This window comes from Duganella sp. Root336D2 (assembly GCF_001425005.1).
Taxonomy (GTDB): Bacteria; Pseudomonadota; Gammaproteobacteria; order Burkholderiales; family Burkholderiaceae_D; genus Rugamonas.
This window is the reverse complement of the sequence record NZ_LMDB01000001.1, coordinates 264,245-280,023: the sequence shown is the minus strand read 5'-3', so window position 1 is coordinate 280,023 and position 15,779 is coordinate 264,245. Positions and strand designations below refer to the sequence as shown.

General features: G+C 62.7%; 11 protein-coding genes. 7 read left to right on the top strand and 4 right to left on the bottom strand.

The window, feature by feature from the left end; all coding sequences use genetic code 11:
* Window positions 1-36 precede the first annotated feature (36 nt).
* The 3 genes from ASD07_RS01055 to ASD07_RS01045 form a co-directional block, all read right to left on the bottom strand.
* Window positions 37-3,126, bottom strand: a complete 3,090-nt coding sequence (locus ASD07_RS01055) for a TonB-dependent receptor (RefSeq protein ID WP_055923892.1) — start codon at window positions 3,124-3,126, stop codon at window positions 37-39.
* 40 nt (window positions 3,127-3,166) lie between these two features.
* Window positions 3,167-4,450, bottom strand: a complete 1,284-nt coding sequence (locus ASD07_RS01050) for a hypothetical protein (RefSeq protein WP_156397802.1) — start codon at window positions 4,448-4,450, stop codon at window positions 3,167-3,169.
* A 206-nt stretch (window positions 4,451-4,656) separates the two neighbouring features.
* Window positions 4,657-5,661 (bottom strand): sugar kinase, encoded by a 1,005-nt coding sequence (locus ASD07_RS01045; RefSeq protein WP_055923886.1) that lies wholly within the window; start codon window positions 5,659-5,661, stop codon window positions 4,657-4,659.
* A gap of 259 nt (window positions 5,662-5,920) precedes the next feature.
* On the opposite strand from ASD07_RS01045, the gene ASD07_RS01040 reads away from it, so the two are divergent.
* The 5 genes from ASD07_RS01040 (at window position 5,921) to ASD07_RS01025 (ending at window position 9,623) form a co-directional block, all read left to right on the top strand.
* Window positions 5,921-6,598, top strand: coding sequence for an esterase family protein (locus tag ASD07_RS01040; RefSeq protein WP_055923882.1), 678 nt, complete (start codon window positions 5,921-5,923; stop codon window positions 6,596-6,598).
* A 5-nt stretch (window positions 6,599-6,603) separates the two neighbouring features.
* Entirely contained in the window at window positions 6,604-6,735 is a 132-nt protein-coding gene (locus ASD07_RS31995) for a hypothetical protein (protein ID WP_255356972.1), read from the top strand.
* Window positions 6,736-6,817: 82 nt separating this feature from the next.
* Window positions 6,818-7,561: an ABC transporter substrate-binding protein gene (locus tag ASD07_RS01035; protein WP_162246521.1), complete on the top strand. Its 744-nt coding sequence runs from the start codon at window positions 6,818-6,820 to the stop codon at window positions 7,559-7,561.
* A gap of 75 nt (window positions 7,562-7,636) precedes the next feature.
* Window positions 7,637-8,896, top strand: coding sequence for a GDSL-type esterase/lipase family protein (locus ASD07_RS31540; protein ID WP_055923876.1), 1,260 nt, complete (start codon window positions 7,637-7,639; stop codon window positions 8,894-8,896).
* A 4-nt stretch (window positions 8,897-8,900) separates the two neighbouring features.
* On the top strand, window positions 8,901-9,623 hold the full coding sequence (locus tag ASD07_RS01025; protein ID WP_055923873.1) for a GDSL-type esterase/lipase family protein: 723 nt from the start codon (window positions 8,901-8,903) through the stop codon (window positions 9,621-9,623).
* Window positions 9,624-9,650: 27 nt separating this feature from the next.
* Here ASD07_RS01025 and ASD07_RS01020 read toward each other — a convergent pair whose 3' ends face one another.
* Complete coding sequence (locus ASD07_RS01020) at window positions 9,651-11,777, bottom strand: beta-galactosidase (protein WP_055923869.1); 2,127 nt, start codon at window positions 11,775-11,777, stop codon at window positions 9,651-9,653.
* A 174-nt stretch (window positions 11,778-11,951) separates the two neighbouring features.
* On the opposite strand from ASD07_RS01020, the gene ASD07_RS01015 reads away from it, so the two are divergent.
* Together ASD07_RS01015 and ASD07_RS01010 are read left to right on the top strand one after the other, a co-directional pair.
* Window positions 11,952-13,364 (top strand): glycoside hydrolase family 5 protein, encoded by a 1,413-nt coding sequence (locus ASD07_RS01015; protein WP_055923866.1) that lies wholly within the window; start codon window positions 11,952-11,954, stop codon window positions 13,362-13,364.
* 145 nt (window positions 13,365-13,509) lie between these two features.
* Window positions 13,510-15,744 (top strand): glycoside hydrolase family 3 C-terminal domain-containing protein, encoded by a 2,235-nt coding sequence (locus tag ASD07_RS01010; protein ID WP_055923864.1) that lies wholly within the window; start codon window positions 13,510-13,512, stop codon window positions 15,742-15,744.
* Window positions 15,745-15,779: the final 35 nt, after the last annotated feature.

Sequence of the window (15,779 nt, the reverse complement as noted above, 5' to 3'; positions counted from 1 at the left end):
AGTCCGCAAGGGACGCGGCGGGAGCAGGCGGGAGGCTTAGAACATATAGCGCAGCGAGACGCGGTAGCTGCGGCCCGGCTCGAACCAGGCGCGCCCCATGTTGCCGGGGTGTTGCTGCTGGGTCTGCCTGACCACGGTATCGGTCAGGTTATTGGCCGCAAAACTGGCCGACAGGCGCTCGGTCACCTTGTAGTCGATGCCGAAGTCAAGCTGTCCCATCGCTTCCTGCCAGGTCGGCAAGCCCCAGCCCACGTCCTGCATGCCGGGACGGGCCGGATCGGCGCTGGTGGCATCCGTACCCTGGGTGCCATTGACGGTCACGCCCTGCAGGAAACGGCCGCGCCAGCTGTAGGCCAGGCGCGCCGACAGCGGCCCGCGGTCGTACAGGAAGGCTACATTGTAGGCATTCTTCGACAGGTACATGATAGGCAGCGAAGTGAACGGCAGGCCGTTGGTATCGCAGCCGTACACGGCCAGCGAGCTGTTGTTGAAGGTACTCGAGGAAGGGCAGTATTTCAGGTCGAACGGGTGGTCGAGGTTCTGTTTGCTCTTGATGTAGGTGTAGTTGGCGGAGATGCCGAAACCCTTGGCCCATTCCGGCAACAGCTGCTGCAATCCCGGCACGTGGTCGAAATATGTCTGGCCGGCGACTTCAACTCCGCTCACCGAGCCGTTGGCGACATTGTTCGGCGCCGTGATCAGGAAGCTTTGCTCGTTGCCATCGAGCGACTTGTAGCTGCGCGTGAAGGCCGACGGCAGGATGATGTCGCGCACGTTCTTGTGGAACAGGCCCAGGGTCAGCGATGCGCCATTGCCCGGGTACCATTCGAGCGACAAGTCGTAGCTGTTGGCCGTGATCGGCTTCAGTTTGACGTTGCCGTCGTCCTTGCCGGTATAGGTGATGTTTTTCACGCTGCGGTCGTCGTTGTCGGTGACGGTCTGGTTGAGCGTGATGTATTCGCGCAGGTCGCCAAAGCCCGGGCGGTACATCGCCTTGGCGAATGCAAAGCGGGCCTGCAGCTTGTCGGTCAGGTCTGCCTTCAGGTTCAGGCTTGGCAGGTAGTTGGTGTATTTATGCTGTGCCTCCAGCGGCTCGTCGATGGTGCCGAACTGCGGTACTTCCGGCCGCGGGCTGCTGCCGTAGTTCGGCTTGAACACCGTGTAGCCCTGGGCTCTGGTGTTGGTGCGTACCACGCGCAGGCCGGCACTGCCTTCCACCGGGAAGCGCCATTCGTCGAAGGCAAAGCGCGCCGAAACATAGCCGGCCTGGGTGTTTTCCTTCTGGCGGCCGGTGTTGGCGGGATCGCCATCGAAGGTCAGCGCCTTCCAGTTGTTGCCGGCGGTCGAGCAATCGTTGCTGGTGCCATACAGCTGGTTGCCGTCCTGGCATTGCAGCTGCATGATCCGGGTCGCCTGCTGGTAAGCGCCCGGATAGTCGCGGGTGAAGCCCAGGGTCGGCATCACCAGCGACGGCGGCAGATTGGTTTTGCCGTTGAAGAAATTATTGAAATTGACTAGCTGGTTCGGCACCAGGGCGGCATAGCGTGGATCGCTCAGGTAGCCGAAGCTGCCGCGGCTCTGCCAGCTTTGCATATCGGTCGAACTGGGCAGCCGGCCCGGCACGCTGGTGGTCTTGACGTTCCATGGCTCGGCCACGCTGTACCAGCCGCTGCCGCCGGCGTTGATGCGCGTTGCGGAGCGGTCGGTCAGGCGTATCCCGAAGCCCAGGTCGCGCAGTACCGGGTGGTCAAAGCGCACCTTGGCGTCGACTTTCCAGGCGTACAGGTCGCCCGACGCCTTGCTCAGGCTCGGCATCATGTGGTCCAGGTAATAGTTGCCCGGATTGGACAGGAAGTCGCGCGCCGACTGGTCGAAGCTGATGCTGGGCGGGGTGCCGGCGGTGGCGATGCCCATGCTTGGCACATAGGTCACCATCGCCAGATTGGTGGAGAAGTTCTTGTTGGTCGAATGGACCCATTGCAGGTCATTCTGCACTGTCCAGCGATCGTTGATCTTCCACTTGGTATTCCAGGCGATCTCCCTGGTCTGCGAGCGGCGGTCGGCAAAGCCGGTGTTGGAATTGAAATTCAGGCCGCCGGCGGCGAAATTGTTGGCGCCAAGGCCGCCGAACGGGTAGGTGTAGGTGGCCGATTGCAGTACGCCATTGGCGTCGAACACGGGATCGACGAGTTTGGACTTGTAAGGGTTTTCCACGCCGCTGTAGAGGGCGTATTCTTCGCTTTGTTCCTTGTAGCCCGAATGGAAGTAGGTGAGGGCCGATTCCAGCTTGTCGTTCTTCCATTGCAGCGCGCCGTAGATGCCGGCGCGGTTGGTCTCGCCCGTATTGCGGCGCCAGGAGGCGGACTTGGGCGCCCACACCGTCTGGCCGTCGACAATACCGGTGCGTGGATAGAACGCGTCCATCTGCACCGTGTCGTTGAGCGTATTGGTGCGGTTGAACGACAGGTCGATCAGGGCGCCGAACTGGCCGCTGGCGGTATCCCAGCGCTTCGAATACAGGGCGGAGGCGCCGGGTGATTTCTGCTTGCCCAGCTGGTTGTAATTGCCGTTGGCCGATAAGGCAAATTTCTCGCTCTTGTAGTCGAATGGCAGCGCGGTGCGCAGGTCGACCTGGCCGCTGACGCCGCCTTCAATCAGGCTGGCTGGCGGGTTCTTGTGCACGATGACGGCGGACATCAGTTCCGGCGGCACGTCGCCCCAGCTCAGCTCACGGCCCGGCCAGCCCGCCGAAAACGCTTCCCGCCCGTTCAGGGTGGACGAACCCCAGGTCAAGCCGCGGATCGAGATTCCGGAGCCTTCCACGGAAAAGTGCTCGGGGTCGCCGCGCGAGCGGTTGCGGTCAATGGTAATGCCGCTGACCCGCTGCAGTACTTCGGTAATCGATTTGTCGGGCAGCTTGCCGGCTTCCTCTGCCACCACGGCCTCGACGATTTCATCGGCATGCTGCTTGATCTTCTGTGCCGACTGCAGCGCTGCACGCTGGCCGCTTACCACGATCTTCGGCGTAGCATCGCCGGATTCCTGCGCATGTGCCACGCCCCCCACAACCAGGACTGCTTGTGCGACCGCGACGGACAGCGCGGTTCTTTTGATTTGTCTCCGCATCACTTCAAACTCCCTCAAGAAATAGTGCTCGATAGCCTGCTTACTGCACGGTGATTGCGCCGCTCAGGGTGATCTCGGTTGGATAGGTCGGGCTGCTCGCCGTGGCACTCTGCACCGAGAAGTTGGGTTGCGCCGCGTCGAAGCCGATGCTGACGATCGGATAGCTGGCCAGCTCGCCGGCTGCAGTCAATCCCGCCAGGTCGCAGGTTTCGCCGATTGCCGTGAAGCTGCCCAGTTGCAGTTCGTATTTCTGGACGGCTGCACCCTTTGGCGTAAACACGGTATTCAGCGTGACGTTGCAGGCCTTGTTGTTGTCCGAAACCTTGTTGGCGAAGTGGCCGAGCACCAGCGTGACTTTGACGGCCTTGGCGGAAGCACTGAACCATTCGCTGTTCTGTCCCAGGTTGAATTTCACCGACGTCTGTTTGTCGACCTGGACGCCGCCCGTGGTGTTGCCGGTTTTACTGATGCTGCCGACGTTCGGGCCCAGGATGCTGAAGCCGGCGTAGCCGCCGATCCAGCCGTCGTTGTTTGGATGATTGGGATCCTTGGTCTGGATCAGGTAATGGAAGCTGAACGTGCTGCCGTCCGGGCTGGCGTTGGCGCCACACCAGTTGGCATCGCTGCACCACCAGCCGTCGATATTGCTGCCTGCAAAGGTGGTGATCGCGCCGCCATCCAGCGTCGCGCTGGCCGAGGCGTAGCCGGAAGCGAACGTCAGCACCGGCGGCGGTGCGTCGCCGACAGTAAAGCTAACCATCTGCTGCGTTGCGGCGGCATAGTTGGTATCGCCTTCCTGGCTGGCCGAGAGGGTGCACTGGCCCTTGGACAGCAGCGTCAAAGCGGTGCCGCTGGCGGTGCAGACGTCCGGCGTGGTGGAACCGTAGGTGATCGGCAAGCCGGAAGTGGCAACTGCCGCCAGCGGTGCCGGTTGTCCGGTGATGGCCTGGAAACCGGGCGATTCAAAATTGATGGACTGGGCCTTCTTCAGGACCTTGAACAGCTGCTGCGAGCTGGCCGGCGCATAGCTGGCGTCGCCGGCCTGGCTGGCGGTGATCGAACATTCGCCGGGCTTGACTGGCACCAGCTTGCCGTCGGCCACAGTGCAGAAGTCCGGCGTGTTCGAGCTGAACGTGATCGCCAGTCCCGATGTCGCGGTCGCGGCCAGGGCTTCCGGCGCAGTCGCCAGATAGCGTGCTCCCGGGTAGGGGAAATCGATCGATTGGGATTTGCTGCCCGAGCTGTCGCTGCCGCTTCCGCCGCCACCACAGGCGCTTAGCGCGGTGATACAGGCCAGCCCCGCCATCGATACAGGGATTCTCATCGCATGTCTCCTCATGATTTGTTCTCCAGGTTTTGATTTGTCTGCCTCCGGCCAATCCAATGGCACCGGCAAATCCTTTTTTTACTTCACTGCTGTTGAATGCAGGCAGGTGTCAGCAAACTGTATGGTGCAAGCGCGGGCGCTCACCATCAATTACAAAAAACGTCAATACAACAGACATTTTTCCGCAAGCAAGAGTGCGTGCGTCAGCGCCGCACGTCGAGTGCGCAGTTGCTGACAGCGTCGATCTGCGCCTCGTTGGCCAGGTTGAAGTCGCCGGCGATTGAATGCTTGGCCACGGCAGCAGCCAGGCCGAAGCCAAGCGTCCGGTCGTCGTCCCAGCCGTGCAGCAAGCCGTGCAAAATCCCCGCGGCGAATGCATCGCCGGTACCGATGCGGTCGACGATGCCGTGCATTTCGTAGGTGCGGGCCTGTATCGAGCCGCTTCGCGTGCACAGCGTAGCGCTGAGGTCATGGCGCTCGTTGGCGAGCTGGCTACGGCTGGTGGCCGCGATCGATGCAAGATGTGGAAATGCAGCGAATGCTGCCGCCATGGCTTCGGTGCGGCTGCCTTGGCCCAGGCCAGGGCGGCGCAGCACCAGTGCGAAGTCGCGCTGGTCGGCAAAAGCCAGGTCGGCGTGGCGCATCAGTTCGCACAGCACGTCGGCGCCGTCGCTGCCTCGCCGTGCCCACAACGCTGCACGGTAATTGCCATCGAAAGAGACTTTGACACCCAGCGCGCGTGCGGCGCGCATGGCGTCCAGGGTGGTTTGCGCACCGCGCTCGCCGGTGGCTGCCGAAATGCCGGAAACATGCAGCCAGCCCGCGCCTTCCAGCAGCGCCGGCCAGTGATAGGCGGCCGGCTCGGTCGCGGCGAAGACGGAGCATTCGCGGTCGTAAATTATTTCGGCGGGGCGCAACACCGCTCCGCTGGTCAGGAAATACAGCCCGACCCTTCCAGGCGCAAAGCGGATGGCGCGCGTATCGACCCCGTGGGCCCGGACGCCATCACGTATCGATTGGCCCAGCGCATTGTCGGGCAGGCTGCTGACCAGCGCGGCGCGGTGTCCCAGGCGGGCCAGGGAGACGGCGACATTGGCCTCGGCACCGCCAATACAGGTATCAAGGTGCGGCGACTGGAGCATCACCTGGCCGCCCGGCGCCGACAGGCGAAGCAGCAGCTCGCCGAAGCATACGATGTCATTTTCCATGCGACTATGTTGGGAACTTCGTCCCTGCAGCGCAATGGCGAAAACGGCCAAGGCGGCCAATGAAATGCGCCAGACGGCAGCCGATACGGAAAAACATGGAGCCGGCTGGTGAATATTGGAATTGCCCGGCAAAGTGGCGCAGCCGAAAATCGGCCGCAAGCCATACCGACAATGCCCCGCTTACCAGGAATGCGTTCCGATGTTGAACAGACTCGCCCTTATCGTCGCCGCCTGACTGGCGACGGCGTGTACGCTGCCAGTGCAACAAGGCCCGGCGGCCGGCAATCCGGAGCGGCCGGGCGCCACGCAGCCGCGCGCCATTCGGCTGGCGAGCGACGATGTACGTGCATTCCCGGTGCCGCCGGCAGGCTTCGCGGACAGGCAGCCGGGCATTGCGCAAGGGCTGGTGAAGGAATTCGAATACGACTCGGCGGTCACGGGAAAGCGGCGCAAGGCCAGCGTGTACCTGCCGCCAGCCTATTCTGCACTGCGCCGATATCCGGTGCTGTATTTATTGCATGGCCTGGCCGGGACCCATGATGAATGGCCCGCTTATGTCCGCGCCGCACCGGTTCTCGACCAGCTGATCGCGGCTGGAAAGGCGGTGCCAATGATCGTCGTCATGCCCAATGGCCGCGCGCTGCCCGACGACCAGCCTGCTCCCGAAGAACGCAAGTTTTCGGAAGAACATGTCGCAGGCTTTGCCAACTTTGAACGCGACCTGCTGGAGAACCTGGTTCCGGCGATCGAGCGCAACTACCCGACCTTGCCCGGCGCAGGACAGCGGGCGATAGCCGGCCTGTCGATGGGCGGCGGCCAGGCGCTGAATTTCGGACTTGGCCACCCTGAGGCATTTTCCTGGGTGGGCGGATTCTCTGCGGCGCCCAATACCCGCGCCGGCTGCTGTACCTGTCGTGCGGCAAGCAGGATGGTTTGATCGGCGTGTCGCAGGATTTCCACCAGGCGCTGCGCCGGCTCGGGGTGCCGCACATCTGGCATGTCGACGACTATGGACATGAGCGCGAGAGCTGGGCCGAGGCCTTGTACCAGTTTGCCCAGCTGGTCTTCCGCTGAACGCCCAGCCGTCAAGTGGCGAAAGCGTCATGATGAATTTGTGTAAAATGGCTCAAGAGCCACAGATTGCTGAACAATGAACATGCTTCGCCTGTTGACCTGGATAGGCTTGCTATGCATTGCGGCCTCCGCACACGCGGCGACCACGGTGACCTGCGTCACCGAGGAGAACCGGCCCGTCAATTTCCTGGAGAACGGCAAGGTCACCGGCTTCAGCACGGAAGTGATCCAGGCCGTGCTGAAGGAAATCGACGTGGAATGCGATTTCCATGTCATGCCCTGGGCGCGCGCTTATTCAACGGCCCTGCATTCTGAAAATGTGCTGATCTTCTCCATCCTGCGCACGCCGGAGCGCGAACAATTGTTCAAATGGGTCGGCGTGGTTTCCCCGCCGGACAGTTCCTACCTGTTCGCCCTGCGCGAGCGCAAGCTGAAGATCCATAGCCTCAGCGATGCCCTCAACTACAAGATCGGGACCATCAATGGCGATGCGCGCGAGCAGTACCTCGAGTCCAAGGGCTTTGTCAAAGGCCTGCAGCTGCAGGGGAATGCCTTGCCGAAAACGACATATGAGAAGCTGAAACTGGGTCGCGTTGATTTTTGGGCAATGAGTGAAATCGTCGCGCTCGACCTGGTACGGCGCGAGGGCGGCGACCCCGAGCAAATCCTGGTGCGGGCCCTGCACCTGTCTGAACTGGGCAGCGGCGGCAGCTATATGGCGTTTGGCCCGAAGACCGACGACTACCTGGTCGAGCGATTCCGCAAAGGCCTTGAGACCATCAAGGTGCACGGCATATTTGCTGCGCTGCATAAGAAGTGGTTCTGATTTTACTGAATATCGTTCGGCTGCCTGGCGCTTTTCGTAATTGCCCGGTATGCAAGGCGTCGGCAAAATCGCAGCATGACAAAATCCCCTGGAGTGTTGGCGGCCTTGCTTCTGGCGGCCGCCGGGACCGGCCCGTGCGCCGCTGGCGACAATGAAATCGTCCTGTTCGCAGGAAGGCCGGCGCCATCCTGGAGCGCAGCGATAGGCGCGTTCGAAGCGCCGCCAGGCGCCTCGGCAGGGTTGCGTATCGGCGAGGTCGATGGCAAGCAGGGGGCACTCACGCTGCAATGGAAGGATTCCTGGACTACCGCCATGCGCCTGGAAGGTGGGCCTCCGCTAGACTTGCGTCCCTTCGCTGCCGGCGGCACATTGGAGTTTGACCTGAAGGTGCTTGACTTGAGCCAGGGCGGCATCTATTTTGCCCTGGGTTGCGGGCCGGATTGCTACCGCAAGCTTTCCTATGTCGTGGCCGGCAAGGCCCTGCAGGGCAAACCCTGGCAGCACCTGTCTTTCGCACTGTCGTGCTTCATGCGCGATGGGGACGATTTCAGCAAAGTGCCGCTTCCATTTTCCCTCGAGGCCAACGGGACGGGGCAGGTCGCGCTTGCCGGCATCAAGCTTGTGCAGTCCGGTGTCCCCAATGCGGGCTGCCCCGATTACCGCACCCAATCGTCAACGCCGGGGCCGCTCGACCATTCCTGGGCGCTGTCTTCCTGGCTGGCGCGCCACGAGAGGAAGCTCGAGGAGAATCGCAAACTCCTGGCAGCGGGCAAGAAGCCGCAAATGGTATTCATCGGCGACTCCATCACGGAGGGTTGGGAGACGCCCGGCCAGGCGGTCTGGCAGCGCTATTACGCCAGGCATGATGCGGTCGCGCTGGGCTTCGGCGGCGACCATACCGAGAATGTGCTATGGCGCTTGCGGCACGGCGAGCTGGACGGCCTGGCGCCCAAGGTTGCCGTGCTGATGATCGGCACCAACAATAGCGGCGACCGTCTTGACGACCCAAGGGCAACCGCGGCCGGCGTCAAGGCAGTCATTGACGAGATGCGCAGCCGCTTGCCGCGTACCAAGGTGCTGCTGCTGGCGATCTTCCCCCGGGAGGAACAGCCGACGGCCTTCCTGCGCCGCCTGAACGAAAGGGTGAACTCCCTTATTTCGGGCTATGCGGACGGTAAGCACGTCTTCTACGCCAATATCAATGGCGCGCTGCTGAATGTGGACGGCACGCTGTCGCGCGACGTGATGCCGGACCTGCTGCACCCGCAGGAGAAGGGGTACGAGATCTGGGCGCGCAGCATGGAACCGGTCCTGACGAAACTGATGACGGAGTAATTCTATGAAGATGACCAGGGCGGTCCTGGCCTGCCTGCTGTTGGCAGCCGGTGCGATGCAATCCGCGCGGGCCGGAAATTGCGCCACGGCCCCGGCCGAGCGCTATTTCGAATACCCCTGGATGTCGGTCGAGCGCTGGCACCAGATGCACGCCGACCAGGTTGCGCGCGCCACGCAGGGCGATGTCGACGTGATGTTCGTTGGCGATTCGCTCACGGAAATGTGGCCGAAAGCGCTGTGGGACAAGAATTTCGGGCATCTCAAGGCCGCCAATTTCGGCATAGGCGGTGATCATACCGGCAACGTGCTATGGCGGCTGCAGCATCCGGCCATCGCTGCCCTGAAGCCAAAGCTGGTGGTGCTGATGATCGGCGTGAACAATATCAACCTGTGCAGCGAAGGCGCGGAAGAGGTATTTGCCGGCATCCAGGCGGTGCTGGGGCAGTTGCGCAAGCAGTACCCGCAGGCGCGCATCCTGCTCAATGCCGTGCTGCCGGAAAGCACGCCGGAATCGGAAGAGCGCCTCCGCATCGGCGCGCTTAACCGCAAGGCCAGGGCGCTGGGTGACGGGAAGACGATCTTCTTCCGCGATTATGGCCGCCACTTCGTGGGTGAGGGCGGAGTGCTGTCGAGGCAGTTGCAGCCCGACCTCCTGCACTTCTCCGAACAGGGCTACCAGGTCCTGGCCGGTGCGATGCGGCCGGATATCGAGGCCCTCCTGAAGTGAGCCGGGCGGCAGGGCCCGGCCACTGCTTCAGCGGCCCGTGCCTTCCTCGACGATGGCCAGGTCCCATGGGCCAAGGTTGAGCGTATCGCCGGCTTTGACCGGGCGCGAAGACAACAGGTCGGTACCGGCCTGGTGCTGGTAGCTGAAGCTGGCCGCGGCGGCGGAATAATTGAAGAAGTAGCGCACCGTCTTGCCGTAGCCGTTGGTGCCGCTGCGGGTATGGACCTGCGGCGGCAGTTGCTGGTCGGGGCTGGACAGCCCTGCATCCTCCAGTGCCGACTTCAGCACTGCTTTTTGCAGCTTGTCCGTCAGGTAGGTTCCCTCATAGATAACCGTGCCCGCGCCGTACTGGTTCTGCGTGATGGCCGGCCAGCGGCCGAAGAAATGATGGTCGTAGTAGGCCAGGGCCCTGGCCGTATCGAGCTGCAGGAACTCGGCCCAGTACTGGACCTTGTTGTCGGCGCCGGCCTGGAATGGATCGCCTTTCAGCGCCAGGGGCTGCGCCAGGTTGGAAAACTCCTGGTAATGGAAGCCGAGGGCCTCGCGCAGCGGGCCGGGCGCCATGCTCCAGCGCACCGCGGCGTTTTCGTTGGCGAAGCCGCTCTTGAAGGTCATTACCACGCGGCCACCCTGGCGGATGTAGCCGGCGATACGCTTCAGCAGCGCGTCGTCGGCGACGTACAGCGCCGGCACGAGCAGCAGCTTGTATTGCGAGAAGTCCTGTACCTCCGGGAAAACGAAATCGGCGCCCACCTTCATGTCGTACAGGGCGCGGTGCATCTGCCGTACCAGTGAACCGTAATCGGCCTTGCTGCCGCCCGCGCCCCACTGGGCGTCCTTGGCAAATGGCATGTCGTTCAGGGCGTTCAGGGAATCGCGGCTCCACAGGATGGCGACGTCGTTGCGCAATTTCAGGTTGACCAGGCGCGGCCCGATCTTTTGCAGCTCGCGTCCGGTGCGGCTCATTTCGGCGTAAGCCCGGTTCGGCTCCATGTCGTGCGACAGCACGCCTTTCCAGTAGGTCTCCTGGTTGGCGTGGATCGACGACCAATGCCAGTACTCGACCATGTTCGAACCATTCGACAGGTGGGTGTATACGTCCTGCCGGAACTGGCCGTCATAGGGCGGATACTGGAACGAGGAGCTCCAGTCCGTACTTTGCGCATTCGTTTCCGTTACCAGGAAGTTGTTGCGCTTGAGCGAACGTGTAAAGTCCGCCTGCAAGGTTTGCTCGGCCCCGTTGTAGTACTCGCGCTGGCCCCAGTGGTAGATGTTCACGGCCGGCATGTCGAGGGCGGCGGAGACAGCTTCCTCGTTCACGTCGCTGTGCATCGCGCCGGCGAAATCATGGGTCACGAACTGGCGCGGCGAAGCGTTTTCGCGCACCAGGTTCGCCTGCCAGTGCAGGAATCCGGTCACGCGCATCTGGCCCCAGCGCGACCATTCAAGCTTGTAGCCGGTGCTCTGGGCGGCATCGGGGCGCGGCAGGTCGAGCCACGAGTGGAGGTTCTGGCCCCAGTAGTTCAGGAACCAGGCCTTGCTGAGGTTTTCCGGCGTGCCGAATTTCTTTTCCAGGTGGTGCTGGAAGCGTACGAAGACATCGTCGTTGGCCGCGCCGTAGGTGCTGGTTTCGTTATCGACCTGCCAGCCGATGACGTTCGGGTTATCCTTGTAGCGGCTGACGATCTTGCGGATCAGGCGCTCGGCGTAAAAGCGGTAGGCTGCCGAGTCGGTATTCATGTTCTGGCGCATGCCGTACATGTTCTGGGCGCCGTTGAACTTGCGGGCCAGGATTTCGGGATTCTGCTTGGCCATCCAGGCCGGGATCGAGTAGGTCGGGGTGCCCATGATCACTTTAATGCCGGCCTTGCCCATGGCATCGATGACACGGTCCATCCAGGCGTACTCGAAACGGCCGTCCTCCGGTTCCCACAGGCTCCAGGTTGATTCGCCCAGGCGCACGACATTGAAGCCGGCAGCTTTCATCATCTGCACATCCTTCTCCAGCCGCTCGTATGGCATGTACTCATGGTAATAGGCGGCGCCATACAGGATGGTGGGCAGGGGTGCAACGGCCGGGGAGGGGGCCTGGGCGCAGGCAGCGCTGGCGAGACTGTATGCCAGTGCCGCCGAAAGGATCCTGTGTCGTAACATTGCGTCTTTTTCCTCAGGTTGAATTTCCAGTCATTCCATTGTGGCGGCTCCCCGCGGCCGGGCCAATGCTTTGGCCACAAGCTGCGCAATTTCATTTTGCCGGTTGGCGTTTTTTGCAATTGCGGCGTGCTGGCGCAGCTCACACAATGGTCCAAAACATGAAAGGAAGAGTAAATGAGACCCGTGCTGACAAGGACTGTGTTCGCCCTGGCGCTGAGTGCGGCGCCGTTCGCGCATGCGCAGAATTGCGGCAGCGGCGGCGGCGCCACTGTCTGCCTGAACGCCAGCGCCAGCGGCAGCGACGTGCGCCTGAACTGGAGCGTCAGCGGCGCCGTCAGCGGCCTGCAGGTTTATCGCGATACCGATAGCGACCCGAATGGCCGCAGCCGCATTGCCGCGCTGGGCAAGAGCGCGACCAGCTATACCGACAACAGCGCCGCAGCGGGGACTGTCTATTGGTACTGGATCAAGTTCAGCACCGGTGGCGGCAGCTTCAGCTCGGGTGCGGCGCATGCCGTGCGCGTCGGCGTGATGCGCAACCTGAGCAGCATGCAGTTGTCGGCGCAGATGGCGCCCGGCTGGAACCTGGGCAATTCGCTGGAAGCGACGGGCGGCACTTACGTCTGGGGCAGCAGCAACTTCAATGAAACGGGGTGGGGCAATCCCAGGGCGTCCCAGGCCCTGTTCCATGCCGTCAAGGCAGCCGGCTTCAAAAGCGTGCGCATTCCTGTCTCGTGGAAGCAGTACGCCGACGCAGATGACAACATCAGCCCGCAATGGATGGAGCGCGTGACCGAAGTTGTGAACTACGCGCACAGCGCAGGCCTGGTGGCGATGATCAATATCCACTGGGACGGGGGCTGGATGCAGCCGACTTATGCCCGGCAGTCCGCTGCCAATGCGCGCCTGGCCAAATTCTGGACCCAGATCGCCAACAACTTCAAGAACCATGACGACACGCTGCTCTTCGCTGGCACCAACGAGGTGATGGTCGACGGGAATTACCAGCCGCCGACCGCCGAATACTGCGACGTGCAGAAGGGCTTCAACCAGGCGTTCATCTCCGCTGTACGTGCTACCGGCGGCAATAACGCCAGCCGGCACCTGGTGGTGCAGGCCTTCAATACCAATATCAACCACGCCAACTCCTGCAACGCCGCCATGCCAGGCGACAGGGTCGCCAATCGCATGATGATGGAAGTGCATTATTACGACCCGTTCGACTTCGCGCTGGACGAGAAAAGCACATCCTGGAAGTGGGGCCAGGCTGCCAACCCGTCGGGCTGGGCCAACGAGGCCTATGCCGATAGCCAGTTCCAGATGATGAAAACCGGCTTTATCGACAAAGGCGTGCCTGTCTTGCTGGGCGAGTTCGGCGCGATCGTGCGCACCGAGTACGATCCCGCCGGCATCTACCGCAAGTCGTGGGACCAGTACATCACGCGTGCGGCGTTCACGCGCGGCATCGTGCCGATGTATTGGGATAACGGCTACACCGGCAATCACCAGATGGGCCTCTTCGACCGCGCGAGCGGTGCGCAAGCCTTCCCCGACGTGATCGGTAGCATCGTCAATGCGTCGAAATGATCCGATGACCCGATTGCCCGCACACTGGAACCGGTGCGCGCTGCGCGCCGGTGCCCCGGCACCGTTGTTGTAACCTGTAGTCTCCTCTACCTCTATTTCGGTAGTTTCCGGGGCGGCCGCGGCTGCCCCCTTTTTTGAGGAACCCATGAAATTGAAGAAAACGATCAGTCTCCTGTCGGCCGCTGTTGCCTTGTGCTGCGGACCTGCGCTGGCCGCATCGGATAGCAAGCCCTGGATGAATTCGAAACTGGGCGCGGCCGAGCGGGCCGACCTGGTGATCAGGGAAATGACCCTGGACGAAAAGCTGAAGCTGGTTTTCGGCTACTTCGGCATGGATAACGAGGGCAAGAAATACAAGCGCCCGCAAGAATCGTACAACCAGTCGGCAGGCTTTGTGTATGGCGTACCGCGCCTGGGCATCCCGAACCTGTGGCAGACCGACGCCGGAGTGGGCGTGGCAAGCCAGGGCGGGCCCCAGGTGCGCACGGCGACCGCGCTGCCATCGGGCCTGAATACCGCCGCCACCTGGGATCCGCAGACCGCCTTCGCAGGCGGCGCCATGATCGGTGCGGAGGCGCGCGGCTACGGCTTCAATGTGCTGCTGGCCGGCGGCGTCAACCTGATGCGGGACCCGCGCAATGGCCGTAATTTCGAATATGGCGGCGAGGACCCGCTGTTGGCCGGCAGGATGGTCGGCGCCCAGATCAAGGGCATCCAGTCGAGCCGCGTGGTGTCGACCCTGAAGCATTACGCACTGAACGACCAGGAAACCGGCCGCACCACGCTGAACGTGAAGATCGATGACCAGTCGGCCCGCATGTCGGACCTGCTGGCTTTGCAGATTGCCAAGGAAGAGGGCAATCCCGGCTCGGTCATGTGCTCCTACAACCGCGTCAACGGCGTGTACGCCTGCGAGAGCAGCTACTTGCTGAACGAGGTGCTGAAGAAGGACTGGGGCTTCAAGGGCTGGGTCATGTCGGACTGGGGCGCCACCCACAGCACCATCCCTGCCGCCAATGCCGGCCTGGACCAGCAATCGGGCATGCCGTTCGACCTCGCCGACTATTTCGGCGCGCCGCTGAAAGAGGCGGTGCTGAACGGCTGGGTGCCGCAGTCGCGCCTGGACGATATGGCGCGCCGCGTGCTGCACGCGATGTTCGAACATGGCGTGGTGGATCACCCGGTGGCGTCCGAACCGGGCAAGATCGACTTCAAGGCGAATGGCGCCGTTTCGCTGAAAGACGCGCAAGAAGGCATGGTGCTGCTGAAAAACCAGGCAGGATTGCTGCCGCTGGCGAAGTCGCTGCGGCGCATCGCCGTGATCGGCGGCCATGCCGACAAGGGCGTGCTGGCCGGCGGCGGCTCTTCGCTGGTGTACCCGGCCGGCGGCAATGCGGTGCCGGGCCTGGAACCGAAGACCTGGCCGGGACCGATCATGTATTACCCGTCCTCGCCGCTGAAGGCGATCCAGCAGCGCGTACCGGCGGCCCAGGTGTCGTTCAATGACGGCAGCGACAAGGCTGCCGCGGCAAAACTGGCGCAGGAGAGCGATGTGGTGCTGGTTTTCGCCACGCAATGGACCGGCGAGGCGTTCGACATGCCCAGCCTGTCGCTGCCCGGCGCGCAGGACGAACTGATCGCGGCGGTGAGCACGGCTAATCCGAAGACCGTGGTGGTGCTGGAAACCGGCGGCCCGGTAAGCATGCCATGGCTGGCGAAAGTGCCTGCCGTGCTGGAGGCCTGGTACCCGGGCACCAGCGGCGGCGAGGCGATTGCCAGCGTGCTGTTTGGCGAGGTCAACCCGTCAGGCCACCTGCCTGCCACGTTCCCGGCGTCGGAAGCGCAGTTGCCGCGTCCCGTACTGGACGGCTATCCGGAAGTGGCGGACAAGCGTTTCGATGTCGAATACCGCGAAGGAGCGGCAGTCGGCTACAAATGGTTCGACCTGAAAGGGCTGAAGCCGCTGTTCCCGTTCGGCCACGGCCTGTCGTACTCCGAATTCGGTTTCTCAGGCTTGTCCGCCAGTGTGAAAAACGGTGCGCTGCAGGCGACGTTCACGGTGAAGAACACCGGCAAAGTGGCAGGCAAGGAGGTGGCCCAGGTCTATGTGGCGCCGCTCAATGCCAAGTGGGAAGCGCCGAAGCGGCTGGCCGGGTTCCAGAAGCTGGCGCTGCAGCCGGGGGCCGAAGGCAAAGCCACGGTCACGGTCGATCCGCGCCTGTTGGCGATGTACGATTCCGCCAGCAAGACCTGGAACATCGCCAAGGGGGACTATCAAGTCACCCTGGCGGCCGATGCCGCGGGCGGGAAGGCCGTCAGCACGGTGGTTCACCTGGAAGCTGCCAGCTATGATGTGAACGGCAAGCCGTTGCGCCGCTGACGATGATACTGGAGGGGGCACGATTGGCGCCCCTT

Excerpts from the sequence above, each read along its gene's own strand:
- ASD07_RS31540 (WP_055923876.1), top strand. The coding sequence starts at position 7,637 with ATGACAAAATCCCCTGGAGTGTTGGCGGCCTTGCTTCTGGCGGCCGCC.
- ASD07_RS01035 (WP_162246521.1), top strand. The coding sequence starts at position 6,818 with ATGCTTCGCCTGTTGACCTGGATAGGCTTGCTATGCATTGCGGCCTCC.
- ASD07_RS01045 (WP_055923886.1), bottom strand. The coding sequence starts at position 5,661 with ATGGAAAATGACATCGTATGCTTCGGCGAGCTGCTGCTTCGCCTGTCG.
- ASD07_RS01010 (WP_055923864.1), top strand. The coding sequence starts at position 13,510 with ATGAAATTGAAGAAAACGATCAGTCTCCTGTCGGCCGCTGTTGCCTTG.
- ASD07_RS01015 (WP_055923866.1), top strand. The coding sequence starts at position 11,952 with ATGAGACCCGTGCTGACAAGGACTGTGTTCGCCCTGGCGCTGAGTGCG.
- ASD07_RS01055 (WP_055923892.1), bottom strand. The coding sequence starts at position 3,126 with ATGCGGAGACAAATCAAAAGAACCGCGCTGTCCGTCGCGGTCGCACAA.
- ASD07_RS01020 (WP_055923869.1), bottom strand. The coding sequence starts at position 11,777 with ATGTTACGACACAGGATCCTTTCGGCGGCACTGGCATACAGTCTCGCC.
- ASD07_RS01025 (WP_055923873.1), top strand. The coding sequence starts at position 8,901 with ATGAAGATGACCAGGGCGGTCCTGGCCTGCCTGCTGTTGGCAGCCGGT.
- ASD07_RS01050 (WP_156397802.1), bottom strand. The coding sequence starts at position 4,450 with ATGAGAATCCCTGTATCGATGGCGGGGCTGGCCTGTATCACCGCGCTA.